This is a genomic window from Paraburkholderia sp. BCC1885 (assembly GCF_900996235.1).
Taxonomy (GTDB): Bacteria; Pseudomonadota; Gammaproteobacteria; order Burkholderiales; family Burkholderiaceae; genus Paraburkholderia.
The window spans coordinates 1-22,450 of sequence record NZ_CAAJGM010000188.1; the positions used below are offsets into that span (position 1 = coordinate 1).

Annotated in this window: 20 protein-coding genes; 8 read left to right on the forward strand and 12 right to left on the reverse strand. The window is 63.2% G+C overall.

Features of this window, described 5'->3' with window-relative positions; translation table 11 throughout:
* Nucleotides 1-305 precede the first annotated feature (305 nt).
* Together FQ755_RS16750 and FQ755_RS16755 are read left to right on the forward strand one after the other, a co-directional pair.
* Nucleotides 306-1,205 carry a LysR family transcriptional regulator gene (locus FQ755_RS16750; RefSeq protein ID WP_144155968.1) on the forward strand — a complete coding sequence of 300 codons (900 nt, stop codon included), beginning with the start codon at nucleotides 306-308 and terminating at the stop codon, nucleotides 1,203-1,205.
* Nucleotides 1,206-1,429: 224 nt separating this feature from the next.
* A complete protein-coding gene (locus tag FQ755_RS16755) occupies nucleotides 1,430-1,966 on the forward strand; it encodes a class IV adenylate cyclase (protein ID WP_144155969.1) in 537 nt (178 codons plus the stop codon).
* A gap of 31 nt (nucleotides 1,967-1,997) precedes the next feature.
* On the opposite strand, the gene FQ755_RS16760 is transcribed toward FQ755_RS16755, so the two are convergent.
* Nucleotides 1,998-2,489, reverse strand: a complete 492-nt coding sequence (locus FQ755_RS16760; RefSeq protein WP_144155970.1) for an Lrp/AsnC family transcriptional regulator — start codon at nucleotides 2,487-2,489, stop codon at nucleotides 1,998-2,000.
* Between the two features lie 148 nt (nucleotides 2,490-2,637).
* Here FQ755_RS16760 and FQ755_RS16765 point away from each other — a divergent pair, with 148 nt between their 5' ends.
* Entirely contained in the window at nucleotides 2,638-2,949 is a 312-nt protein-coding gene (locus tag FQ755_RS16765; RefSeq protein ID WP_260858650.1) for a 4a-hydroxytetrahydrobiopterin dehydratase, read from the forward strand.
* Nucleotides 2,950-3,028: 79 nt separating this feature from the next.
* Here FQ755_RS16765 and FQ755_RS16770 read toward each other — a convergent pair whose 3' ends face one another.
* The gene (locus FQ755_RS16770) at nucleotides 3,029-3,253 is read right to left on the reverse strand and encodes a DUF3717 domain-containing protein (protein ID WP_144155972.1); all 225 of its coding nucleotides are present in this window, start codon (nucleotides 3,251-3,253) and stop codon (nucleotides 3,029-3,031) included.
* 121 nt (nucleotides 3,254-3,374) lie between these two features.
* Here FQ755_RS16770 and FQ755_RS16775 point away from each other — a divergent pair, with 121 nt between their 5' ends.
* Both FQ755_RS16775 and FQ755_RS16780 read left to right on the forward strand, forming a co-directional pair.
* Complete coding sequence (locus tag FQ755_RS16775; RefSeq protein WP_074262960.1) at nucleotides 3,375-4,061, forward strand: response regulator transcription factor; 687 nt, start codon at nucleotides 3,375-3,377, stop codon at nucleotides 4,059-4,061.
* Nucleotides 4,062-4,211: 150 nt separating this feature from the next.
* Nucleotides 4,212-5,708 carry a sensor histidine kinase gene (locus FQ755_RS16780; protein ID WP_144155973.1) on the forward strand — a complete coding sequence of 499 codons (1,497 nt, stop codon included), beginning with the start codon at nucleotides 4,212-4,214 and terminating at the stop codon, nucleotides 5,706-5,708.
* A gap of 120 nt (nucleotides 5,709-5,828) precedes the next feature.
* On the opposite strand, the gene FQ755_RS16785 is transcribed toward FQ755_RS16780, so the two are convergent.
* The 8 genes from FQ755_RS16785 to FQ755_RS37390 form a co-directional block, all read right to left on the reverse strand.
* The gene (locus FQ755_RS16785; protein WP_144155974.1) at nucleotides 5,829-6,311 is read right to left on the reverse strand and encodes an SET domain-containing protein; all 483 of its coding nucleotides are present in this window, start codon (nucleotides 6,309-6,311) and stop codon (nucleotides 5,829-5,831) included.
* Between the two features lie 215 nt (nucleotides 6,312-6,526).
* The gene (locus tag FQ755_RS16790) at nucleotides 6,527-7,639 is read right to left on the reverse strand and encodes an NADH:flavin oxidoreductase/NADH oxidase (RefSeq protein WP_144155975.1); all 1,113 of its coding nucleotides are present in this window, start codon (nucleotides 7,637-7,639) and stop codon (nucleotides 6,527-6,529) included.
* 124 nt (nucleotides 7,640-7,763) lie between these two features.
* On the reverse strand, nucleotides 7,764-8,486 hold the full coding sequence (locus FQ755_RS16795; protein ID WP_144155976.1) for a glutamine amidotransferase: 723 nt from the start codon (nucleotides 8,484-8,486) through the stop codon (nucleotides 7,764-7,766).
* Between the two features lie 117 nt (nucleotides 8,487-8,603).
* Entirely contained in the window at nucleotides 8,604-9,242 is a 639-nt protein-coding gene (locus FQ755_RS16800; RefSeq protein WP_144155977.1) for a MarR family winged helix-turn-helix transcriptional regulator, read from the reverse strand.
* 668 nt (nucleotides 9,243-9,910) lie between these two features.
* Nucleotides 9,911-11,026, reverse strand: coding sequence for a YbdK family carboxylate-amine ligase (locus FQ755_RS16805; protein WP_144155978.1), 1,116 nt, complete (start codon nucleotides 11,024-11,026; stop codon nucleotides 9,911-9,913).
* Between the two features lie 82 nt (nucleotides 11,027-11,108).
* Nucleotides 11,109-12,311, reverse strand: coding sequence for a cation:proton antiporter (locus tag FQ755_RS16810; RefSeq protein WP_144155979.1), 1,203 nt, complete (start codon nucleotides 12,309-12,311; stop codon nucleotides 11,109-11,111).
* A gap of 1,016 nt (nucleotides 12,312-13,327) precedes the next feature.
* Nucleotides 13,328-15,298, reverse strand: a complete 1,971-nt coding sequence (gene mnmC, locus FQ755_RS16815; RefSeq protein WP_144155980.1) for a bifunctional tRNA (5-methylaminomethyl-2-thiouridine)(34)-methyltransferase MnmD/FAD-dependent 5-carboxymethylaminomethyl-2-thiouridine(34) oxidoreductase MnmC — start codon at nucleotides 15,296-15,298, stop codon at nucleotides 13,328-13,330.
* A 139-nt stretch (nucleotides 15,299-15,437) separates the two neighbouring features.
* The gene (locus tag FQ755_RS37390) at nucleotides 15,438-15,596 is read right to left on the reverse strand and encodes a hypothetical protein (RefSeq protein WP_186308549.1); all 159 of its coding nucleotides are present in this window, start codon (nucleotides 15,594-15,596) and stop codon (nucleotides 15,438-15,440) included.
* Between the two features lie 127 nt (nucleotides 15,597-15,723).
* Here FQ755_RS37390 and FQ755_RS16820 point away from each other — a divergent pair, with 127 nt between their 5' ends.
* Nucleotides 15,724-16,002, forward strand: coding sequence for an HU family DNA-binding protein (locus FQ755_RS16820; RefSeq protein WP_074262967.1), 279 nt, complete (start codon nucleotides 15,724-15,726; stop codon nucleotides 16,000-16,002).
* 67 nt (nucleotides 16,003-16,069) lie between these two features.
* Here the strand turns inward: FQ755_RS16820 and zigA are convergent, their stop codons facing one another.
* Nucleotides 16,070-17,362, reverse strand: a complete 1,293-nt coding sequence (zigA, locus tag FQ755_RS16825) for a zinc metallochaperone GTPase ZigA (protein WP_144155981.1) — start codon at nucleotides 17,360-17,362, stop codon at nucleotides 16,070-16,072.
* A gap of 185 nt (nucleotides 17,363-17,547) precedes the next feature.
* Nucleotides 17,548-17,991 (reverse strand): lytic transglycosylase domain-containing protein, encoded by a 444-nt coding sequence (locus tag FQ755_RS16830; RefSeq protein WP_144155982.1) that lies wholly within the window; start codon nucleotides 17,989-17,991, stop codon nucleotides 17,548-17,550.
* Between the two features lie 530 nt (nucleotides 17,992-18,521).
* Between FQ755_RS16830 and gspD the strand changes: the two genes are divergently transcribed.
* Complete coding sequence (gspD, locus tag FQ755_RS16835) at nucleotides 18,522-20,897, forward strand: type II secretion system secretin GspD (protein ID WP_144155983.1); 2,376 nt, start codon at nucleotides 18,522-18,524, stop codon at nucleotides 20,895-20,897.
* Complete coding sequence (gspE, locus tag FQ755_RS16840; RefSeq protein ID WP_144155984.1) at nucleotides 20,894-22,450, forward strand: type II secretion system ATPase GspE; 1,557 nt, start codon at nucleotides 20,894-20,896, stop codon at nucleotides 22,448-22,450. Before gspD ends, gspE begins: the two co-directional genes overlap by 4 nt.

Consider the following 22,450-nt stretch of genomic DNA (forward strand, 5'->3'; position numbering starts at 1 on the left):
GCTCATCCGGCTCAACGCCATGATGCGTGACGCCACCCCCTGGAGTCCGCCGAAATCATGATCGAATGAACCCCTGACACTTGACCTTCAATACAGTTGCTTTCTTTGCGGCGGCAAAGAAAGTAGGTGCCGCCCCGCACAGGGGCATCGCTAATAGACCACTAACAAAGCAAGGAAAGGCCAACAAAAAAACATAAACCAAACCAACAACCAAAGCGCCGCAGGCAAAAACATACCCCCCAACCTAACCCCAAATCCAATGAGATATCCTCAACCCGCCCATAAGCCGCGCTAATATCACAGAAATGGACCTAACCCTACTGCGCGCCTTCGTCACCGTAGCCACCGAGGGCAACCTGACTCGTGCTGCGGTGCAGCTACACCTGACCCAGCCCGCGGTCAGCCTGCAGATCAAGCATCTGCAGGAAATGCTAGGCCTGACGCTCTTCACCCGCACCTCGCATGGACTGTCCCTGACTCGCGACGGCCAGGCGCTTCTCCCTCATGCCGAGCGCGCCCTCACCGCGGCCCACGACGTTCAGCGCGCCGCCGCGTCGTTGCGTCACGAGGTTCGCGGCACGCTAAGAATCGGTACCATTCTCGATCCGGAATTTCTGCGCCTCGGTGGCTTTCTGAAGCAGCTCGTCGAGACCTGGCCGCATATCGAAACGGCTCTGCGTCACGGCATGTCAGGTTGGGTGCTCGAACAGATACGCGCCGGCGAGCTCGACGTGGGCTATTACATCGGCCAGCCTGCCGACGACGACGCCCGTGACGGGCTCGCCTTCCACGCCCTCACGCTCACACATTTCCAGTACCGCGTGCTGGCGCCCGCCGGCTGGAAAGACCGCGTCAAAGGTCTGCGCGACTGGCGCGCCCTCGCCGCCCTGCCGTGGATCTGGACGCCGCCCGCGTCCGCGCATCACCGGTTGCTGTCGCGACGTTTCGCCGGGGCCGGGGTCAAGCCTGTTAAGGTGGCTGAAGTCGACCAGGAGCCGTCCATGCTCGATCTCGTCAAATCGGGCGTCGGTCTCACCCTCGCGCGCGACGCCATCGCCCTCGCCGAAGCGCATGCTCACGCGCTCACGATCGTCGAAGGCGTCACCGTGCCGACGCAGTTGAGCTTCGTCACGCTGGCCGCGCGTCAGGACGACCCGGTCATCGCCGCGGCGCTCAAGCTGATCGAGCAGCAATGGGCGATATGAGCCACGCTCATGACAGCGCCGCGGTCGGTGGCCAACCGTCGTGATTGCTTTCGTAGCCGCCTTAACAGCGCCGTCACGCGCTTTTTGCTAGATTCGGGGTTCGCGCGTTTGCTTTGCGCCCGCCCTTGTTTGAGTTTGCTTCGAGTTTGTCCTTCCAGGCGCGCTTCGCCCCCGTCTCATGCCTCTGAAGCCGCCGGCAATCCATCTCTCCTGAGGAGCCTGACATGGCACGCAACATCGAAATCAAAGCCCGCGCACAGCACTTCGAGCAACTGCAGGAACGCGCCGCCGAACTTTCACCCGAGGCTCCGCTGATCTTTCGCCAGCAGGACTTTTTCTACGACGTGCCGCGCGGACGTCTCAAGCTGCGCCAGTTCGACGACGGCACGCCCGCCGAGCTGATCTTCTATCAACGCGACGATCGCGACGGCCCGAAGGCGTCGTACTACACGCGCAGCCCCGTCACCAATGCGGAGGCCATGCACGCGCTGCTCGCCACGGCGCTGACCACGCGCGGCATCGTCACCAAGGAGCGTCATGTCTATACGATCGGGCGCACGCGGATTCACCTCGACCGCGTGGATGGTCTAGGCGACTTTGTCGAACTGGAAGTGCTTCTCGCCCAGGACGACGAGGAAGAGGGCGGCCACGCCGAAGCGCACGAGATGTTTGCCAAGCTAGGGGTGCCGGAAACGGATTTGGTGGCTGTGGCGTATGTGGATCTGCTGAGCCCGGACAGCGAGCCGCGGCAGGCGGCATAACCGCGCGCGGGCGCGCTTCGCAGGCGCCGCGTCAGGTCGCGGCGGAGCCCGGTGCGAGGTGCCCCAACGGTAGCGGTCCATTGCGCTTGAAGGTCGTCAGCACGATGTTCGAGCGCACGCTGTCCACGCCCGGCACCCGCATCAACTTCTTCATCACGAACGACGACAGCGCGTTCAGATCGGGCGCCACGATGCGCAGCAGATAATCCGCATCGCCCACCACGGCGTGGCACTCCAGCACCTCGGGCAGTACGTCGATCTGCTGCTGGAACTGTTCGATGATCGAGTCGCCGTGATGCTTGAGCTTGAGACTCGTGAACGCGGTCACGCCGAGGCCGAGCTTCTCCGGACGCAGCACCACCCGATAGCCGTCCACCACGCCCAGCTGTTCGAGCCGCTGCAATCGCCGGCCGATCTGCGACGGCGACAGCGGCACCTGCTCGCCGAGTTGCTGATGCGTCGCGCGCCCGAAGCGCTGCAGCACCTCCAGCAACGCCAGATCAAAATGATCCAGTTCCAGCATGATGATTCCCCGCGCCAATTCATGGCATGACGCACGATTATTGCATAGGAGGCTTAATTTACCTCCCCCAGCGACTCACGCGGCATCCTGCAGCAACGCGCGCCGATCCGTGAAAAAATAGCCCCATGTCCGGTCAAACCAGCGAGGCATTCTCATGATTCACAAACTGACTTCCGAAGAGCGCGCGACGCAACTGGCCTCATTGCAAGGCTGGGTTGCCGTGGTAGGACGCGACGCGATCCAGCGCCATTTCAAGTTCGCCGATTTCAACGAAGCGTTCGGATTCATGACGCGGGTGGCGATCAAGGCCCAGGAAATGGACCATCACCCGGAGTGGTTCAATGTGTACAACAAGGTGGAAATCACGCTCTCGACGCACGAGGCGGACGGCCTCACCGAGCGCGATATCGTGCTGGCCCGTTTTATCGATCAGGCCGGAAAAAACGCGCAGCAAGCCTAGACATCAGCACCTGCAGAAAAGCGCTTTGGCACTGCAATGAAAGGGCTTTGCAGGTAATCGCGCATGCAAACCTTCACTTCTACAGGGCATTCTTAAGGCGAACGTAAGAATCCCAGGCTTCTCGTGCAGTCGCACTCAAACCTTCCGGTGATAGCGCGGTCTGACGCTGTACAATCATCAGCGCATACGGCTTGGAGAGCGCGCTTGCCTCCTTGCACAGAACGAGTTCGTCGCCGCTCGAAGGTGAGCGGGCGCGCCAGAAGTTGATCGCGGCTTCCAGTTCGTGGATCGTTATATCGGACATGATTCCCGTGATGACTCGAGGGCCGCGCAGGCACGGCGACGCCGCCCGGCATCCTGTGCAGCAGGCGCCCCGGCGAACCGCGTGCCCGAACGCCTAAACCCATTGTACTTGAGCGAAATCCATGCGACTCCTTCTGATCGAAGATGACCGCCCCATCGCACGCGGCATCCAAAGCAGTCTCGAACAAGCCGGCTTCACAGTCGACATGGTCCACGACGGCATTTTCGCCGAACAGGCCCTCACGCAAAACCGCCACGAACTCGTGATCCTCGATCTGGGGCTGCCCGGTATCGACGGCATGACGCTGCTCTCGCGTTTTCGTCAGAGCAACCGGCATACGCCGGTCATCGTGCTGACCGCGCGCGACGAACTGAACGACCGCGTCCAGGGCCTGAATTCAGGCGCCGACGACTACATGCTCAAGCCGTTCGAACCGGCCGAGCTCGAAGCACGCATCCGCGCCGTGATGCGCCGCAGCGGCCCGCACGGCGACATGCCGCGCCCGGAAGTCTCGCTGGGCGGCGTGCGCCTGTCGGGTGTCGATCGCCGCATCTTCAACGACGACAAACCGCTCGAACTGTCGCCGCGCGAATTCGCCGTGCTCGAAATGCTGCTGCTGCGTCATGGCCGTGTCGTCAGCAAGGCGCAACTGCAGGATCACCTGACGCACTTTGGCGGCGATCTCGGCGACACCGCCATCGAAGTCTACGTGCACCGCGTGCGCAAAAAGCTCGAAAACTGCCGCGTGGAAATCGTCACGGTGCGCGGCTTCGGCTATCTGTTGCAGGAAATCCGTCAGGCCGCATAATGGCCGTGAAGGTTCGGGCCGCGCTGACGGCCCGATAACCTGACGGCGCTGGGCCGGCATGGCGCATTCATCGCATGAATGCCGCGTGCGCTGCCCAGCGGCTTCCGGCGGCCACGTCGCCGCCCTGCCTCTTTCATATCGCGTTCGACCATGCCCCACCCGGCCGCGAATAGCCTGCGCCGCACGCTGCTGCGGCGCCTCGCCGCTCCTCTGTCCCTGCTCGCGTTGATGAGCGGCCTGATCGCCTACTGGCTCGCGTGGCAATACACGCAGCACGTGGTCGACCGGTCGCTGGCCGACCTCGCCACCGCGATCTCCCGGCAGATCCAGATTGCCGGTCCGGGCGCATCGATCACCGTCAAGCCGCTGGCTCAGGCGATGTTCTCCGACCCGATCGAACATCTCGTCTATCGCATCAGCGACGGCGAAACCGAAATCGCCGGCGACCGGACCCTGCCGCTGCAGGGCAAAAACGTGCGCATCATGCACTTTGCCTATGTGTTCGAGACGCAGCACGCGGGCATCACCATGCGCGTCGCGCAAGTGCGCGTGGACCAGCCCACGGGCAACCCGATCGTCGTGGAGGTGGGGCAGCCGGTCGAGCACCGCATCCAGATCGCCGCCGAATTTCTCGTTGCGATCATGATGCCGTTGCTGCTCTTGCTGCTCGCCGGTTGGGTGATCGTGTGGCGCGTGGTCAATCAGCAGCTCAATCCGTTGACCGATCTGGCCGACTCGCTAAACCGGCAGACCCACACCTCGCTCGAACCGGTGGATGAAACCTACGTGCCGGTCGAAATTCGTCCGCTGACGGGCGCGCTGAATGCCCTGCTCGGCCGCCTGAAAACCGCGCTCGATGGCCAGCGCAAGTTCATCGCGGACGCGGCCCATCAACTGCGCACGCCGCTCACCGCCGTCAAGCTGCACGCGGAACAGGCCGCCGTGGCGCGCGACCCGCAGCATACGCTTGCCGCGGTGCGTGAGCTGCGCGCCGCGGCCGACCGCGCGGTACGTTTGTCCAACCAGTTGCTTTCGCTGGCGCGTGCCGAGCCGGGCGAACAGGCGGCGCGTTTCGTGAACGTCGATATGGCCGCGCTCGCTTTCGAAACCGGCGCGGAATGGGTGCCGCGTGCGCTGGCTGTGCACGTCGACCTGGGCTTCCAGCGGTTGGACGACCCCGCCAACGATCGCCCGCTCATCGCGCGTGGCAACCCGGTGTTGCTGCACGAGGTGATCGCCAACCTGCTCGATAACGCGCTGAAGTACGTGCCGCCTTCGCGTTTCGACGGGGGACGCATCACGGTGACCGTGTCCCAGAGCCACATCGAAGACCTGGCGATGGCGGAGATCATCGTCGAGGACAACGGGCCGGGTGTCCCGTTGGCCCAGCAGGTCGACCTCTTCAAGCGCTTTTTCCGCGGCGACGGACAGAGCGAAAGCGGCGTGGATAGCGGCGCGGGCCTCGGCCTCGCGATCGTCCACGACATCATGGTGCTGCATCACGGCAGCGTGCATTACGAAGACGCGCCTGGCGGCGGTGCGCGCTTTATCGTGCGGATTCCCTTGACGTCCGCCGCACCGGCACGCGAGCCCGAGGGCCGGCGCGCGCCAAAAAAATCGGCGCACAAGGCGCCGGTCGGTGGTTAATTCGCAGTCTTCGCGCAGCTTTCATTGTGTCGTCAGTCGTTGTTCCGCTGACAGGGCGATCAAGGATTAGCTAACCGCCGGGCCGGGCTGCGCCGACGCAGCCCACGCCCAAGGCCCTGATCACTTCTTTTTCTTCTTGCCCTTCTTCTCGGACTTTTCCGGCGGCGCCAGCATTGTGCCGCGGCATTTGCGCGCGCCGCAGCGGCACTCGTATTCCTTTTGCAGCTTCTTTGTCTGACGCGCGTCGATCACAAGGCCGTAGTCGTAGAACAGTTCTTCATCGGCCGCGATATCGCGCAGGGCGTGGACGTAGACGTGCCCGTCGATTTCCTCGGCTTCGCAGTTCGGCGCGCACGAATGATTGATCCAGCGCGCGCTATTGCCGTCCACCTTGCCGTCGATCACGCCGCCGCCATCCAGGGCGAAATAAAAGGTGTGATTCGGCTCTTCCGGATTGTGCGGATGACGTCGCAAGGCTTCCTTCCACGAGATTCGCTCGCCCTTGTATTCGATCAGGCGCTCGCCGGCCGCAATCGGTTCGAGGGCAAACACGCCTTTGCCATGCACTCCCGAACGGCGCACGGCGATCCTGCGTGAACTCATTGAATGAATCCTTGTGAAGAACTGGGGGTGAACATAGTGATGTGGTCAGCACCAGCCACGTAAGCGCCGGATTTCTGACTCGCATAGCAAACGCGGCGCCTTGCGGGCGCCGCGTCGACTTGCAACGCTCGTGCGTCACATCCGGCATCGTACACGCTTGAGACGGCTTCCTTCAACCGTGAAACCGGTAATAGCGTGTTCGGCGCGTTACAGACTTAACGCTGTCCGAATGAAATGTCACCGAATAGCGCCTTCTGATCGCGCGGTTGCGAGCGCCAGTATTGCGGCGGCGCTTCCACTGTCGCACCGAGTTGTGCGGCAGCGTGCCACGGCCAGCGCGGGTTGTAGAGCAAACCGCGGGCGAGCGCGATGAGATCGGCGTCGCCCTCTTCGATCAGTTGCTCCGCGTGCAGCGGATCGGTGATGAGGCCCACCGCGATGGTCGTGAGACCCGTCGCCTGCTTCACCGCGCGTGCGAACGGCACCTGATAGCCGGGTTCGAGCGGAATCTTCTGCAGCGGCGACACACCGCCCGACGACACGTCGATCCAGTCGCAGCCATGCTTCTTCAGCTCCTGGGCGAACACGATCGTATCTTCGAGACTCCAGCCGCCTTCGACCCAGTCGGTCGCCGAGACGCGCACGCCGACCGGCTTGTCGGCCGGAAACGCGGCGCGCACGATCTCGAATATCTCCAGCGGAAAACGCATGCGGTTTTCGAGCGAGCCGCCGTATTCGTCGGTGCGCTGATTGGCGATCGGCGAGAGGAATTGATGCAGCAGGTAGCCGTGCGCGGCGTGGACTTCGAGCGCGTCGATACCGAGCCGCGCGGCACGCCGTGCCGATGCCGCGAACGCCTCGCGGATCCGGTTGAGGCCGGCGGCGTCGAGTGCGAGCGGCGGTTCTTCGCCGGCTTTGTGCGGCAACGCCGACGGCGCATGCGGCAGCCAGCCGCCGTCAGCGACCGGAATCAGTTGGCCGCCATCCCACGGCACATGACTCGACGCCTTGCGGCCCGCGTGCGAAAGCTGCATGGCCACCGGAATCGACGCATGCTTGCGGATCGCCGCCAGCACCGGCGCCAATGCGGCTTCGGTGGCGTCATCCCACAGGCCCAGATCGCCCGGCGTGATGCGGCCATCGGGCTCGACCGCGGTCGCTTCGATGCACAGCAAACCCGCGCCGGACAGCGCGAGGCTGCCCAGGTGGATCATGTGCCACGCGGAGGCTTCGCCGCGTTCGGCAGAGTATTGGCACATCGGCGAGACGACGATGCGGTTGGCAAGCGTCACGCTACGCAGCGTGAGCGGAGAAAAAAGCGCGCTCATGAATTACGCCCAAGGGAAGCGGAGGAGCGAATGAGGATAGCACCCGCTTCGATTTACTGCAGGACAAGCCTTCGTGACGCACCGCCAACCGGAGCCTGGCAGTGCGTACCGTTTGCGGCCGTGCTTACGGTTGCCGGCCGCCCCGCTCGACCTTGTCGAGCCACTCGCCGAACATCCGGCGCGCCGCGTCTTCGAGACCGGGACCCAGGCGCGCCGTGTCGGCCCGCAGATCGCGCACATCGAGGCCTTCAGCGGCAATTTCCCCGGCATTGCCGATCAGCCAGGGCTCGAAACGGTCGGCGCGGATTTCCGGGTGGCATTGCAGAGCGAGCACGTGTTCGCCCCAGGCGAACGCCTGGTTCTCGCAAGCGGGCGTGGACGCCAGACGGATCGCGCCGGCGGGCAAGTCGAAGGTGTCGCCATGCCAATGCAGCATGGAAGTGAGCGCTCCGTCCAGATGACGAAGCGGCGACGCGCGTCCGGCGTCGCTTAGCGTGAGCGGGGTCCAGCCGAGTTCGGTGTGGCCTGCCGGGTAGACCCGGGCGCCCAGCGCCCGCGCAATCAGTTGCGCGCCGAGGCAGATGCCAAGCGTCGGCAGACCCGCCGCGATGCGCTTTTCGATCATCGACAAAAGCGGCGCCAGCGACGGATAAAGCGCGTCGTCGTAAGCGCTGATCGGGCCGCCCAGAATCACCATCAGCGAAGGAGCAACCGGGTCCGGCGCCTCGATGCGGGCGAGGCCGACGTCCAGGTAGCGCACCGGCCGGCCGCGCTCGCCCAGCACCAGTTCGAGACTGCCCAGATCTTCGAAGTGGACATGGCGAATCGCCAGAACTTCGCTAATCATCGGCAGATTCCATCGTCAGGTGAGCAAAAAGAGAGGCCGCCAGACGACGCAAGGCCGGTCGGGCAGGCCGCCAGAGGCGGCTGCCGGCGACCGGCTTCACGGTGTGGCGGACCCGCGTTACTGCGCGTAGATCTTCCAGGTCTTCTTCTGGGTCGCGGCGTCGGCGGCTTCGTACACCGAACAATCGAGACGCACTTCGGTGTCCGACATGTTCAGCTTGAGCAGCGCGCAGTGGTGCGGCGTCTTCTTCGCGTTCTTGCTCGGCTCGAAATGCGAGCACGTCAGGCACATGCGGTGCGGCGGAATATCGTCCTGCACTTCGAGCTGACGAACCGTCTTCAGCAACGTGCGATAGAACGCCGCCTGTTCGTCTCCCTGCAGCGTCCCGACTGCCTTGGAGAGGAAGTCCGGCCATTGCGCGGCCCGCTTGGCCGAGGTGCGGCCGCGGGTGGTGAGACGCACCGCGAGGGCACGGCCGTCATCGAGTGCACGGCGCTTTTCGACCAGCCCTTTGCTTTCCAGGGTGCTGACCGCGTCGCTCGTGGTGGCGGCGGTCAACGCCGTCTCACGTGCGATTTCGCCCAGGCGCATCGGATTCTTGCGTTGCATCAGCAACACCAGAATCTCACCCTGCGTGGGTGTCAGGCCTGCGCCTTCGGCCCACTCCCATGCCTGGCTTCGCATGGCCGTGCTCAGTCGCAATAGGCTGTGGGTGACTCGCCCGTTTGCCTGCTCTCCGTATACGCCTTCGCTCATAATCTTTCGTTGGTTATTGACAGCATGCCGCTGCTTAGCTGGCCGTCGGGCGCCAAACACACCGGCAGCCTGTATGGGGGCAGCCTCACCCGAACCACGGGCGGACTGAATCAACTATCTCGAAAATGTACTGCTTCCAACGCCATTTCTGGCGCCTGTTGCAACAACACTTTTTTGCATTCTCCGGCTACCCCGCCAGTCACCAAACCTGCCAGCGGTACCACGTCGCCGAAGCTGCGAAAACGACATTCTATGCGAGAGCGGAGAATCGTACAGCTAACTTATTCACCGCGCCCTGTGGATAACCGCTGGAAAACGTCCGGGACTGCTTGTGCATCGATTCTTGACAAGCCTTCCGCCCCCTCCGACGCCACCAAAGTTATCCGCACTTCCCGTCCTCAAAGCCGCGCAGGACAGCATGGTTATCATTTACGCATGGCTTTGACTTTGCAAGGAATTATTCAGTTGTCCACAGGCAAAGGCCAGGCTTGTTAACTACTACTACGTTTGTATACGTAAACTTTGGAAACCTTTAAGGAAGGCCGATCTGGAATCAGGATAACGAAAAAAAATCGCAAAACTCTATTTCTTGCACTATCCAGCCGCTTTAACCCACCTCTTTTTCCCGCTTGGCGTGTGCCCTGGAACCGGCACGGGCCTCGCATCCATCACGCGCGCCACTGCAGACATTGCTGCCGCACCGCTTCGTGCAGCGACTTTTCATGCTCGAACACGGTCCGCAACCAGGTTGCATCGTTCACCTGACCACGTGCGATCGACGCCACTTCTGCCAGCGCCTTGCCTGAACCCAGCGCGTCGGCATGTGGCGCAATCCGTTCGAGCGTTTCGAGAATGTCTTCCGAAATGGTCTTGCGTGCGCCGCTTTGCGGATCGATACAGGTGCCTTCCAGTCCGAAGCGGCAGGCCTCGAAACGGTTAAAGGTGTAGACGAGGTAATCGTCTTCCCTTGGCGTGAGCGGCTTATCGAGCAACAGATGACGGGCCAGCGTCTGGATGTAGCAGGCAATCGCCGCGGCACGGTCCACCGACAGCGGCGTATCCATCACGCGCACTTCGATGGTCCCAAAGCCTGGCTTTGGCCGGATGTCCCAGTAGAAGTCTTTCATGCTATTCACGACACCCGTGTGAACCATCTTCGAAAAGTACTCTTCGAAGCTGTCCCAGGTGAGCATGAAGGGCGCGCGGCCGGAGAGCGGAAAGGCAAACACCGAGTTCAGACGCGCCGAATGAAAGCCCGTATCTACTCCCTGCACGAACGGCGACGACGCCGACAAGGCGATGAAGTGCGGGATGAAGCGCGACATGGAATGCAGCAGATACAGCGCGCTGTCGGCATCCGGACAGCCGATATGCACGTGCTGGCCGAACACCGTGAACTGTTTGGCGAGGTAGCCGTACAGCTCCGAGAGGTACTGAAAGCGCGGCGTATCGACAATCTGCCGGTCGCTCCATTGCTGAAACGCATGCGTGCCGCCGCCGCACAAACCCACGTTCAGGTGATCCGCGGCGGACACCAGCGTGTCGCGAATCGTGCGCAAATCGGCCAGCGCCTGCTCATGTGACGTGCAGATGCCGGTCGACAGTTCGATCATGCTTTCCGTAATCTCCGGCGTGATGTTGCCGGGGATTTTTTCATCCTTGATGAGCCGCAGCAGATCGGTGCCGGCCTTGGTCAGATCATAGTCATGAGTGTTGACGATCTGCATCTCGAGTTCGATACCGAAGGTAAACGGTTTCGAATCGATGAAGCGTTCGAGTGACATAGCGTCCCCTGGTACAAGTTATTGACGTTACGCGTGCTGCTGGCGACAAGCGCGTGAAGCCAGGCGAAGCGCGCGAATCGTGTCATTCGCGACGTTCGCCCACCAGCGCGAGCGAGCGATACACGAGCCACGGCCCGAGGATCTGCAGCACGACGATGGAGCACATCATGATCGCGCGCAGGCTCGGATCCAGATTCGGATAGAGGCTGTAGGTATCGTCGACGAGCAGATAGGCGAGCGCCGACATCGGTGACAGCGACAAGCCGAGCGCCACCCCCTGCTTCCAGTTCAGGCCGCTCGGCCTGGCGAACGCGAGCACACCCACGAGCTTGCCGACCAGCCGCGCGACGATCAACCCAAGCGCCGCCAATCCGCCGATGCCGATGTCCTTCCATTCGAACGACGTCAGCGTGAGCACGAACAGAATCACCGTGAGCAACCAGCCGGCCGTGCCGAAATGCTGCGGCCAGAGTTGCGGGCGCGCCTCCATGTTCTTCACGATGATGCCGGCGGCAAGCAAACTGAGAATTGTTGAGAGTTTGAACAGATGCGCAATCGCGATCGCCAGCAATACAAGGCCGAATAGCGCGACGAACGAATGCTCATCCTGCATGTTCATGCGGCGATAAAAAAAGATGCAGGTGCGCGCGAGTGCAAACGCCAGCACGAGCGAGCCGACGAGCAGATAAAGGGGCTGCAGAATGGTGGCGAACACATTGCCGTAAGCCTCCTGATGCAGCCAGCCCGAGACGAGCTTTTCGACGACGACGGCATACATGCTGTTGAGCGCGGTAAGCGTCAAGAGGCGCTGCGTTACCTGTCCTTCCGCGCGCAATTCGGTTTTCAGCTGGATCACCATCGCGGGCGAAGTCGCCATGGCGATGGCTGCAAGCACCAGTGCGACGATAGTCGGCACGTGCAGGAACAACAGCACTGGCAACACCAGCACAAAGGTCAGCGTCGATTCCGCGACGCTCGACAGAATCAGCCAGGGATTGCGGCGAATCCAGCGCAAGTCGAGCCGGCTGCCGAGTTCGAACAGCAACAGCCCGAGCGCGACATCGAGCAGCGGTCTTGCGGCTTTCGCCGAAACCGAATCGATCACGCCGAAACCCGCCGCGCCGGCCACCAGACCGATCACCGCGTAACCGGAAATGCGCGGCAGACGCCATGCGCGATAGCACAGCTCGCCGCATAAACCGGCGGTGAGCAATGCGAGCCCCGCCCAAAATATGGCATCGGGCGAGAGCGGCCAGGCTGGGAAAAATGAAAACGCCGACTTCATCGTGATGGATTCTCCTTTGTCGACCGGAGCGAGCACTTTTGACGCCTGACTCCGGTTCCATGCAAGTACTTGCGGTCAACCGGAGTTAGCGTTTCGCACTCACTCCGGTCCCAAGGTCGTTGCTGCTCGCAACGGCTGGCGACACGAACCGGCAGAGACACCGCTGAACGCGTCGATACGCGATGTCCTGATTGCTGCGTTTGCTTGGTGCCGACCAGCCCTGCGAATCGTCAACGATCGGGTGAAATCTGAACGCGCCGCTCCTGCCAACCGGCAGAAGGTGAACCCAGTGTGCTGCTGCAGCACGGGCTGCCCGACGCAATGGATCCCGGCACGGATGAAAGAACGTCGCCGACCTGAATCAGAGTGTGATCGGGCGGCGCCGTTCCATTGGTGCGCCGGCCCTTTGACGGAAGGCCCGACGCGGAAAGAACGGCGATTGTGCCATAGGTTTTCTGGCTCGATTGGAAACGCTCGAATGAGGACAAGAAGCGGTAAAAATGAATACGTTTCGCTGCAGAACAAGAAAAATCGACCGGTTGCGCGGCGAGCGTCTCTTATGCAAGCGCGGGGTGAGTCGCTGTGGCTTTGGGTCCAGTTGGAGGCTCGGCCGCGGTGTTGATCAAGACTTTTGCCGCGTCGATCAGCTTCGTTGCACCACGGTCTTTCTGTTTATTGGTTTACTCGTATGTATACGTAGTAGCAGTTAACAAGTGTGGTCCATTTCTGTGGATAACCGCGGTTTACCCAATCAGGTCAGTGGCTTACCAAACGCACAACCGGGCGCACAGTGTCTGTGGCTGCAACCAGGAGCGGTGGGTAACTTTTGGCGGTTTTTGCGCGCGACGAAGTTACCCCGTTTACGTCCACATGCGGTCCACACGCGTTGCGCGCGCAATCAGACGGGTTATCCACAGCAAGCCGTGGATAACTTTGTGTCTGAAATACAGGGGGTGGGCGGCGCTAAGGAGGGAACGGAGGAGGCAAGACAATCGTCAAGCGCGATGCGGCGAGGCTCAGCGGCGGGCCGTGCCCTGGCGTAGCGCGCGCAAGAGATAACGCGCGGGATCGAGATCCTCAACGAGATCGCGGCCGATCGGCAACGGCTCGCCTTCGATCTGCGAGGCGATCAGTTCCGCACCGAGCGCCGCCCACACGAGGCCGCGTGAGCCGTAGGCGAAGGCGCCATACAGGCCGTCCACGCGCGGCAGGTCGAGCGGCCATGCGCCACGCAGACGGTCGGCGTCGCCAACGGCGGCGGCTTCGTCGGCGAGTGCGCCGATCATCGGCAACCGGTCGCTTGTCACGCAGCGAAACGCGACGCGTCCGGGTAGCGCGGCGGCGTGCCGGGCGTCGAGTGCATGGGTGAGCGTGGGCAGCATCTGCACGAGGCGCTGGAGGTTTTCGACATGGCCGGCGGCTTGCACTTCGCGCTCGGGGTCGTCGATATCGAAGGTCGCTCCGGTCAGCGTCACGCCATCGGGCAGCGGCACGGCGTAGCCCTCGCCCATCACCGGCAAGGCGAGCGACGGCACACTGCCGGCCGGCAGCAAGGTCAGTTGACCGCGCACGCTGCGTGTGGGGGCGTGCTGCAAACCGGCGACGCGGGCCGCGTCGTGCGCATTGGCAAAGATCACGACACTCGCGCGCGCGAGCATCCGCCCTTCGGCGTCGAACACGCCCCACTCGTCTCCGACCCGTTCGACGCGCGCGGCTTCGACGCCGAAGCGCCGTTCGAGTTGCCCGCCGGCCGCCGCGCATTGCGCCGCGCACAATGAGGCCGGATCAATCCAGCCGCCGTGGGGAAACAGCCAGCCGCCCTGCGCGAGCGATAATTTCGCAATCCTCTCTGCTTCGGCGCGCGAGAGTGGCGTCACGTAATCGGATGGATAGGCAAACTGAGCGAATGCCGCGGCCATCATGCTGGCTTCCTCGTCGCTGGCGGCAAGCTGTAGTAGTCCTGTCGATCCGCGTACGAGACCATATCCCGCCGCTTCCAGCATTTTCCAGCGCTGCAACGCGTAGAGAAAGCCCGCGCGCGTGATGCGCGATGGCACGCTGTCGTCGCGCGAGAGCATGGGATGAAACACGCCGGCGGGATTGCCCGACGCATCGCGTGCGAGCGCGCCATGTCGTTCGAGCGACGTGATGCGCCAACCGCGCGCCGCGAGTCGTTCGATGACCGCACATCCTGCGAGCCCCGTTCCGATCACGACCGCGTGCCGTTCGCGCACGTCGAGCGGCGCGAGCGGTTCGTAGCGGCGCACTCGCCAGCGCGGCGCGAAGCGGCCCACCAGCATGGCGCGCTTCCAGCCGAAACCGTCGACCTTGCGATATTCGAAACCACATTGCGTTAGCGCGCGTTTCACGTCGCCCGCGCTGGTGTAGGTCGAAAATGTCGCGCCTTCGCCGGCGATTCGTGCGAGCGATTTAAAGATTGCGGGCGTCCACAGTTCCGGATTTTTCGCGGGCGCAAAGCCATCCAGATAGAACGCGTCGGCGCGCAGCCAAAGCATGGGCAGTGTCTCGGCTGCATCGCCGAATACGAGTGTCAGCGTGACGCGGCCGCCCTCGAATTCGAGCCGATGCGCGCCAGGTACGAGCATCGGCCACGCGTCGGCGAGTGTTTGGCCGAGGCTCGCAATCGATTCGTCCGTGACGGTCGCGGCATAGGCTCTGAGTAAATCAGCCCTTGTAAACGGGTGCTTTTCCGTCGAAACGAAATGCAGACGCTCGCAGCGCGCGGGGTCGGCGCGCCACGCGGCCCAGGTCATCAGGAAGTTGATGCCCATGCCAAAACCGGTCTCGAGCACGCTAAAAATGCGCCGGCCCTGCCAGCGTTCCGGCAGGCCGTTACCCTGTAGAAACACGTATTGCGCCTGGGCGAGACCGCCCACGGCGCTGTGATAAATGTCGTCGTGGCGGGGCGAAAACGGCGTGCCGTTGTCGCGAAACGCCAGAACGGCGGGGATCAGCGGATCGGTCATGCGATGCGAAAAAGCGATGGACGAACGGTTTGCACGCTGCCGGGCCGGGCGCGCGGGCCGCCGCGCAAGCCGCTACGGCGGGCTAAAACAGGCGTGGAACGTTGGCAAAAACCAACGCTGGCCTCATGTAAAGCCCTGGTTAAACGGCGGTTTTGATTTCCGAAATAACAAAAATGGTAATTTCCTGACTGGGCGAGGTTTGCAACCGTGTAAATCTTCGAAAACCCTTGTCCAGATTGGGTTTGCGCTGCGCTATCATAGCAAGCGCCGCGAAGGGAAGCGGCAGCACGGCCGTCATGCGCAGACCTGCATGGCGGGTTTATCCGGAGGGCTCCGGAGCCGTAGCTGCTCGACGGCGCGGCCCGCGCACGTATAATCGGCGCGTTCGCGCTGTTCGTGTCAACCTAAACCAGAAAGGAACCTTAATGAACAAACAGGAACTGATCGACGCCGTCGCAGGTCAGACGGGCGCCAGCAAGGCTCAAACCGGCGAAACGCTGGACACGTTGCTCGAAGTGATCAAGAAGGCTGTGTCGAAGGGTGACGCGGTCCAGTTGATCGGTTTTGGTAGCTTTGGCTCGGGCAAGCGCGCAGCACGTACGGGCCGCAACCCGAAGACTGGCGAAACCATCAAGATCCCGGCCGCCAAGACCGTCAAGTTCACGGCAGGCAAGGCGTTCAAGGACGCTGTCAACAAGCGCTAAGCACAGACTGTGCTGCGTGGCTGACCCGCCTCAGGCGGGTTTTTTTTCGCCTGCGTTTTGTGCGCGATCAGTGATGGTGAGAGTGGACGATTTCGCCGTCACCATGATCGTGGTCGTGATCATGATCTTCGTCGGCGTCGAAATCCCAGACGGGGAACGGATCGTTGAATTGCAGCCAGCCCTCGGCTCCCAACGCGTATTCGTCGTCGGTGAGGAGGCAGGCATCGAACTTTGCACGCCATACGGCCGGGTCGATACCGACGCCGATCATCACCAGTTCCTGACGACGGTCGCCGATGCTGAAGTCGTCCGGATCGCCGTGCCAGTCGGCGGCGATTTCCGCCGCGAGTTCATCGTCGCCGTCGGGCCATTCGCTGCGATCCTGCGCGGCCCACCACATCCCCGCCGGGCCATGGCGGCACACTCCGCCCGCTTGCGAGAGCGAGCCGGCCGTGTCGTTGCGCGTCGCAATCCAGAAGAAACCTTTGCTGCGTAGTACACCTTGCCATTCTTCGTGCAGCAGGGTCCACAGACGTTCCGGATGAAATGGCCGGCGCGCGCGATACACGAAATTGCCGATTCCATACTCATCCGCTTCGCCGCCGTGAGCATGTTCATGTTCGTCATCAAGCGATGCGAGCCAGCCCGGCGCGCTCGACGCCGCGTCGAAATCGAAGCGCTTCGTGTCGAGCACCTCGTCAAGCGGCACGACGCCGAAGCGGCTCACCACCTGCACCGCGCGCGGATTGATGCGCGCGAGGATGCGTTGCAGGCGGGTGAGATCTTCCGCGCTGACGAGATCGGTCTTGTTGACCACCAGCACGTCGCAGAATTCGATCTGTTCGATCAGCAACTCGACCAGCGTGCGGTCGTCTTCGTCGCTCGCCGCAATGCCGCGCTCGGCGAGCGCGTCGGCGGAACCGTAATCGCGCAGGAAATTGAAGGCGTCCACCACCGTCACCATCGTGTCGAGCCGGGCGACGTCGGATAGCGACGTGCCGTCGTCGTCGACGAAGGTGAAGGTCTCGGCGATCGGCATGGGTTCGGCAATCCCGGTCGATTCGATCAGGATCGCGTCGAAACGCTGTTCGGCGGCCAGGCGGCGAATTTCGCTGAGCAGATCGTCGCGCAGCGTGCAGCAGATGCAGCCGTTCGTCATCTCGACGAGCTTCTCTTCCATATGGGAGAGCGCCGCGGCATCGCGCACGAGGGTTGCATCGATATTGACGGCGGCCAGATCGTTGACGATCACGGCGACCCGCAGTCCCGCGCGGTTGGCCAGGATGTGGTTCAGGAGCGTGGTCTTGCCGGCGCCCAGAAAACCGGAGAGCACGGTGACGGGCAGAGTCGGCTGGTTCATCGCAGTACGGAAACGGAGAGAATTAGGAGGCGTGCCGGGCGCGTCATACGACGCCGGGCCAACGGCAGCACGAAGCCGCATTGTGCATCAAAGCCGCGCGGGCCGCCGAAATGCACCATGCAGAGGAACCCGGAACCAGTTCTGATTTCTCTGAGACCCCAGCGAAGCGTCAGATCCGAAGGTGCTTAGCGGGTCTTCACCAGATTCCATTTCTGCAGGATGGCGACGATCTGTTGCGCGTACTGATCGCGCAGCGTGGGCGTCTCCGAATGGTAGGCGCCGACCGCTTGCCAGGTATTGCCGTACTTGTTCATTTGCTGGCGCAAATGCCAGGCGGCGATATAGACGTTCTTGCACGGCTCCATCAAGGTATTGCTGGAGATGCCGTACTGAGCGAGCGTGGGCAGATGGATCGAGTTGATCTGCATCAGGCCGTAGTCGGTCGAGCCGTTGGCGTTCTTATGCAGGGCGTCGGGCCGGTTATGCGATTCCTGCCAGGCAATGGCCCGCAAGATCAGCGGGTTGACCTTCTGGTAGCGGGCCGCCTCGTCGAAACAGTCGGCGTGCGCCGGCGCCGCTGCGAACAGCGTGCCGAGTACCGCGGCGGCAGTCAGAAGGGCCTGTTTCATCGGTCAAGACGACTAAACAATTGACGAAGGTAAGATGCGGTAAGGCATCTGGGCTCGGGCTAGGATGCGCCGCGCAACCGCTCCAGGCCCGCCAACACCGAGCCTGTGGCGGACATCGGGGAAAACCCGCCTGGCCTTGCCGCGTCCGGCAGGGTCATCGGCCCGTATGATACCGGCAGGCACCCGGGCGTCAAGTTGACCATCCGATATAAGCGTGCGAAAAGCGAACCTTGCCGGCCGGACTCCCGGCGCCCGCCAAAGGCGCTTACCAGAGCTTTCAAAATTTTGACAGTATCCGGTCCCATTTAGAGTAATCGCACCGGGGCGGTTCTTTTGTGACAAATCCGACATGAAAAACTGTTACTGTTCACACTTTTCGGACATAGGCCGAATGGCAGTCGGGGTTGCCAGCGTCCATCGGGGCGCGAGCAGGCCGAGGGGAAAGCCGGTCCGTTCCTATGTTTGCTGCGCATGACAGCAGGCCGCTTCGGCGGCCGGCATCGACATCAAAATCCATGAGAAGAAATCGTATGGCATTGCGTCGCGTCGCAACGGCGCTGCTGGTGGCTGGACTGATCACTGCGCAGACCGCACACGCTCAGGTGACTCTCAACTTTGTCAACGCCGACATCGACCAGGTGGCCAAGGCGATTGGCGCGGCGACCGGCAAAACGATCATCGTCGACCCGCGCGTGAAGGGTCAGCTGAACCTCGTCTCCGAAAACCCGGTGCCCGAAGATCAGGCGCTCAAGACCTTGCAGTCCGCCTTGCGGATGCAGGGCTTCGCGCTCGTGCAGGATCACGGCGTGCTGAAGGTGGTGCCGGAGGCCGACGCCAAGCTGCAGGGCGTGCCGACTTACGTCGGCAACGCGCCGGTGGCGCGCGGCGACCAGGTGATCACGCAGGTGTTCCAGCTGCGGAACGAATCGGCCAACAACCTGTTGCCGGTGCTGCGTCCGCTGATCTCGCCGAACAACACGCTGGCGGCCTACCCCGCCAACAATACGATCGTCGTGACCGACTACGCCGACAACGTGCGGCGCATCGCGCAGATCATCGCCGGTGTCGATACGGCCGCCGGCCAGCAGGTCGCGGTGGTGCCGCTGAAGAACGCGAACGCGCTCGATATCGCCGCGCAGCTCAGCAAGATGCTCGACCCCGGCACGATCGGCAGCACCGATGCGACGCTGAAGGTGTCGATCACCGCGGACCCGCGCACCAATGCGCTGCTGATCCGCGCCACCAACGGCGGCCGGCTCGCGGCGGCGAAAGAACTGGCGCGGCAGCTCGACGCGCCCACCAGCATGCCCGGCAACATGCACGTCGTGCCGCTGCGCAACGCGGACGCCAGCACGCTCGCCAAGACCTTGCGCGGCATGCTCGGCAAGGGCGGCGACAGCGGCTCGTCGGCCGATTCGAACAATGCCAACTCGTTTAACCAGAGCGGCGGTGGCGGCGGCGGGTCTTACGGCAGCAATTCGACCGGCGCATCCGGCACGCCGCCCCTGCCCTCGGGCGGTCTCGGCGGCGGCTCGTCGTCGCCGCCGCTGGGCGGCAGCAGCGGCGGCTCGGGCGCGAGTGGCGCGTCGGGCGACACGATCGGCAACGACAAAAGCAAGAGCGACGACAATCAGCCGGGCGGCATGATCCAGGCCGACGCGGCGACCAACTCGCTGATCATCACGGCCTCCGAGCCGGTGTACCGTAACCTGCGGGCCGTGATCGACCAGTTGGACGCGCGGCGCGCGCAGGTCTACATCGAGGCGCTGATCGTCGAACTGAACTCCAACACCAATGCCAATCTCGGCATTCAGTGGCAGGTCGCCAATGGTTCGGTCCTTGCCGGCACCAATCTGGCAACCGGCTCGGGCAACAGCATCATCAACCTGACGGCTGCGGCCGCAGGCGGCGCGGCGACCGGCGGTCTGGCCGGAGCGCTCGTCAACAACAGTCTCCAGCAGGGTTTGAACGTCGGCTGGGTGCACAACATTTTCGGCGTGCAAGGTCTTGGCGCGTTGCTGCAGGCGCTCTCGCAGACGGCCGACGCCAACGTGCTGTCGACGCCTAACCTGATCACGCTCGATAACGAGGAAGCGAAGATCGTCGTCGGTACCAATGTGCCGATCCAGACGGGCGCGTACTCGAATCTGACCAGCGGCACCACGAGCGCGGCCTTCAACACCTATGACCGCGTCGACGTGGGCCTGACGCTGCACGTCAAGCCGCAGATCACCGACGGCGGCATCCTCAAGCTGCAGCTTTATACAGAAGACTCGGCCATCGTGACCGGCACGACCAACGCGGCGACCAATCCGGCCGGTCCGGAATTCACCAAGCGTTCGATCCAGTCGACGGTGCTGGCCGACAACGGCGAGATCATCGTGCTGGGCGGTTTGATGCAGGACAACTACCAGGTCAGCAACAGCAAGGTGCCGCTGCTGGGCGACATCCCGTGGATCGGCCAGCTGTTCCGCTCGGAGCAGAAGAGCCGCGACAAGACCAACCTGATGGTGTTCCTGCGCCCGGTGATCATCAGCGATCGCGATACCGCGCAGGCCGTCACCGCGAACCGTTACGACTACATCCAGGGCGTGCAGGGCGCGTACAAGTCGGATAACAACCTGATCAAGGACAAGGACGATCCGGTGATGCCGCCGATGCCGCTCGGCCCGGCCGAAGGTGGCGCGCCGGCCATGAACCTGTTCAATCTCGACCAGATGCGCCGTCAGCAACTGGCGCCGCAGGGCACGAGGACGACGACGCCCACGCCGGTGACGAACGGCGGCGCCGTGCAGACCAATCCGGTGCCGGGCGGTGCTGCGGTGCAGAGTGATCCGGTGACCAACGGCAACGCCGTGCAGACCAACCCCGTCACCATCGCGCCCGCGCCAGGAGTACAGCAGTGAGCACGCCGTCCACGCCGCCTTCTGGTTCTGCGTCGTCGGCAGCGGCTCGGGCCGGTGCTACGGCGCTGCCTTCCCTAGGCGCGGCGGAGCATGTGGAGCGCAGCGCGCCGTCGGCGATCGCGGCGCGCCTCGTGCCCTATGGTTTTGCCCGCAGTGGCCAGATTCTGGTCGCGCAGCAGCACGCCGACGGGCTCGAAGTCTGGATCAGCGAACGCACGAGCGACGCCGCGCTTGCCGAAGTGGCGCGCAATTTCGGCGCGCTGTCGGTGGTGCGCCTGCCGGCGGACGAACTCGCGCTGGCGATCAACCAGGCCTACGCGCGCCAGGACGGCAGCGCGGCGCAGGTGGTCGGCGAAGTGGAAGGCGAAGTCGATCTGTCGCGCCTGATGCAGGAGATTCCCGAGGTCGAGGACCTGCTCGAATCGGAAGACGACGCGCCGATCATCCGCATGATCAACGCCCTGCTCACCCAGGCGGCGCGCGAACAGGCGTCGGATATTCACATCGAGCCGTTCGAGAACGCCTCGGTGGTGCGTTTCCGGGTCGACGGCACGCTGCGTGACGTGGTCCGGCCGAAGAAGGCGCTGCACGGCGCGCTGATCTCGCGGATCAAGATCATGGCGCAACTGGATATCGCCGAGAAACGCCTGCCGCAGGATGGCCGTATCACGTTGCGGGTGGGCGGACGTCCGGTGGACGTGCGGGTCTCCACCCTGCCGACCGGCCACGGCGAGCGCGCGGTGCTGCGTCTGCTGGAAAAAGACGCCTCGCGCCTGAATCTCGAAGCGCTCGGCATGGGCGCGGACACGCTGGTCAAATTCGACAAGCTGATCGGCCGTCCGCACGGCATCGTGCTGGTGACGGGACCGACCGGTTCCGGCAAGACCACCACGCTCTACGCGTCGATGTCGCGGCTCGAGACCACGACGAGCAACATCATGACCGTCGAAGACCCGATCGAATACGATCTGTCGGGCATCGGTCAGACGCAGGTCAACGAGCGCATTGGCATGACCTTCGCGCGGGCGCTGCGCTCGATTCTGCGACAGGACCCGGACATCATCATGATCGGCGAAATCCGCGATCTGGAAACCGCGCAGATCGCCGTGCAGGCGTCGCTCACGGGCCACCTCGTGTTGGCCACCTTGCACACCAACGACGCGGCATCGGCCGTCACGCGTCTGACGGATATGGGCGTCGAGCCGTATCTGCTGGCTTCGTCGCTGCTCGGCGTGCTGGCGCAGCGGCTGGTGCGCCGGCTGTGTCCGGTATGCCGCGAAGAGCGCACCGACGAACACGGTCACAAGCAGTGGCATCCGGTGGGCTGCGAAAAATGCGGCCATTCCGGTTACGCGGGACGGCGTGGCGTCTACGAGTTGCTGCTGATCGACGACACGATCCGCACGCTGGTGCACCGCAACGCCGCCGATTCGGAGATCCTCGCGGCGGGCCGTTCCCAGGGCATGCGCACGCTGCGTGAAGACGCGGATCGCTGGCTCGCCACCGGGCTGACTTCGCTGGAAGAAGTGATTCGCGTGACGGGCGGAGCATAA

Excerpts from the sequence above, each read along its gene's own strand:
- FQ755_RS16750 (WP_144155968.1), top strand. The coding sequence starts at position 306 with ATGGACCTAACCCTACTGCGCGCCTTCGTCACCGTAGCCACCGAGGGC.
- FQ755_RS16755 (WP_144155969.1), top strand. The coding sequence starts at position 1,430 with ATGGCACGCAACATCGAAATCAAAGCCCGCGCACAGCACTTCGAGCAA.
- FQ755_RS16760 (WP_144155970.1), bottom strand. The coding sequence starts at position 2,489 with ATGCTGGAACTGGATCATTTTGATCTGGCGTTGCTGGAGGTGCTGCAG.
- FQ755_RS16770 (WP_144155972.1), bottom strand. The coding sequence starts at position 3,253 with ATGTCCGATATAACGATCCACGAACTGGAAGCCGCGATCAACTTCTGG.
- FQ755_RS16775 (WP_074262960.1), top strand. The coding sequence starts at position 3,375 with ATGCGACTCCTTCTGATCGAAGATGACCGCCCCATCGCACGCGGCATC.
- FQ755_RS16780 (WP_144155973.1), top strand. The coding sequence starts at position 4,212 with ATGCCCCACCCGGCCGCGAATAGCCTGCGCCGCACGCTGCTGCGGCGC.
- FQ755_RS16785 (WP_144155974.1), bottom strand. The coding sequence starts at position 6,311 with ATGAGTTCACGCAGGATCGCCGTGCGCCGTTCGGGAGTGCATGGCAAA.
- FQ755_RS16790 (WP_144155975.1), bottom strand. The coding sequence starts at position 7,639 with ATGAGCGCGCTTTTTTCTCCGCTCACGCTGCGTAGCGTGACGCTTGCC.
- FQ755_RS16795 (WP_144155976.1), bottom strand. The coding sequence starts at position 8,486 with ATGATTAGCGAAGTTCTGGCGATTCGCCATGTCCACTTCGAAGATCTG.
- FQ755_RS16800 (WP_144155977.1), bottom strand. The coding sequence starts at position 9,242 with ATGAGCGAAGGCGTATACGGAGAGCAGGCAAACGGGCGAGTCACCCAC.
- FQ755_RS16805 (WP_144155978.1), bottom strand. The coding sequence starts at position 11,026 with ATGTCACTCGAACGCTTCATCGATTCGAAACCGTTTACCTTCGGTATC.
- FQ755_RS16810 (WP_144155979.1), bottom strand. The coding sequence starts at position 12,311 with ATGAAGTCGGCGTTTTCATTTTTCCCAGCCTGGCCGCTCTCGCCCGAT.
- mnmC (WP_144155980.1), bottom strand. The coding sequence starts at position 15,298 with ATGACCGATCCGCTGATCCCCGCCGTTCTGGCGTTTCGCGACAACGGC.
- FQ755_RS37390 (WP_186308549.1), bottom strand. The coding sequence starts at position 15,596 with ATGACGGCCGTGCTGCCGCTTCCCTTCGCGGCGCTTGCTATGATAGCG.
- FQ755_RS16820 (WP_074262967.1), top strand. The coding sequence starts at position 15,724 with ATGAACAAACAGGAACTGATCGACGCCGTCGCAGGTCAGACGGGCGCC.
- zigA (WP_144155981.1), bottom strand. The coding sequence starts at position 17,362 with ATGAACCAGCCGACTCTGCCCGTCACCGTGCTCTCCGGTTTTCTGGGC.
- FQ755_RS16830 (WP_144155982.1), bottom strand. The coding sequence starts at position 17,991 with ATGAAACAGGCCCTTCTGACTGCCGCCGCGGTACTCGGCACGCTGTTC.
- gspD (WP_144155983.1), top strand. The coding sequence starts at position 18,522 with ATGGCATTGCGTCGCGTCGCAACGGCGCTGCTGGTGGCTGGACTGATC.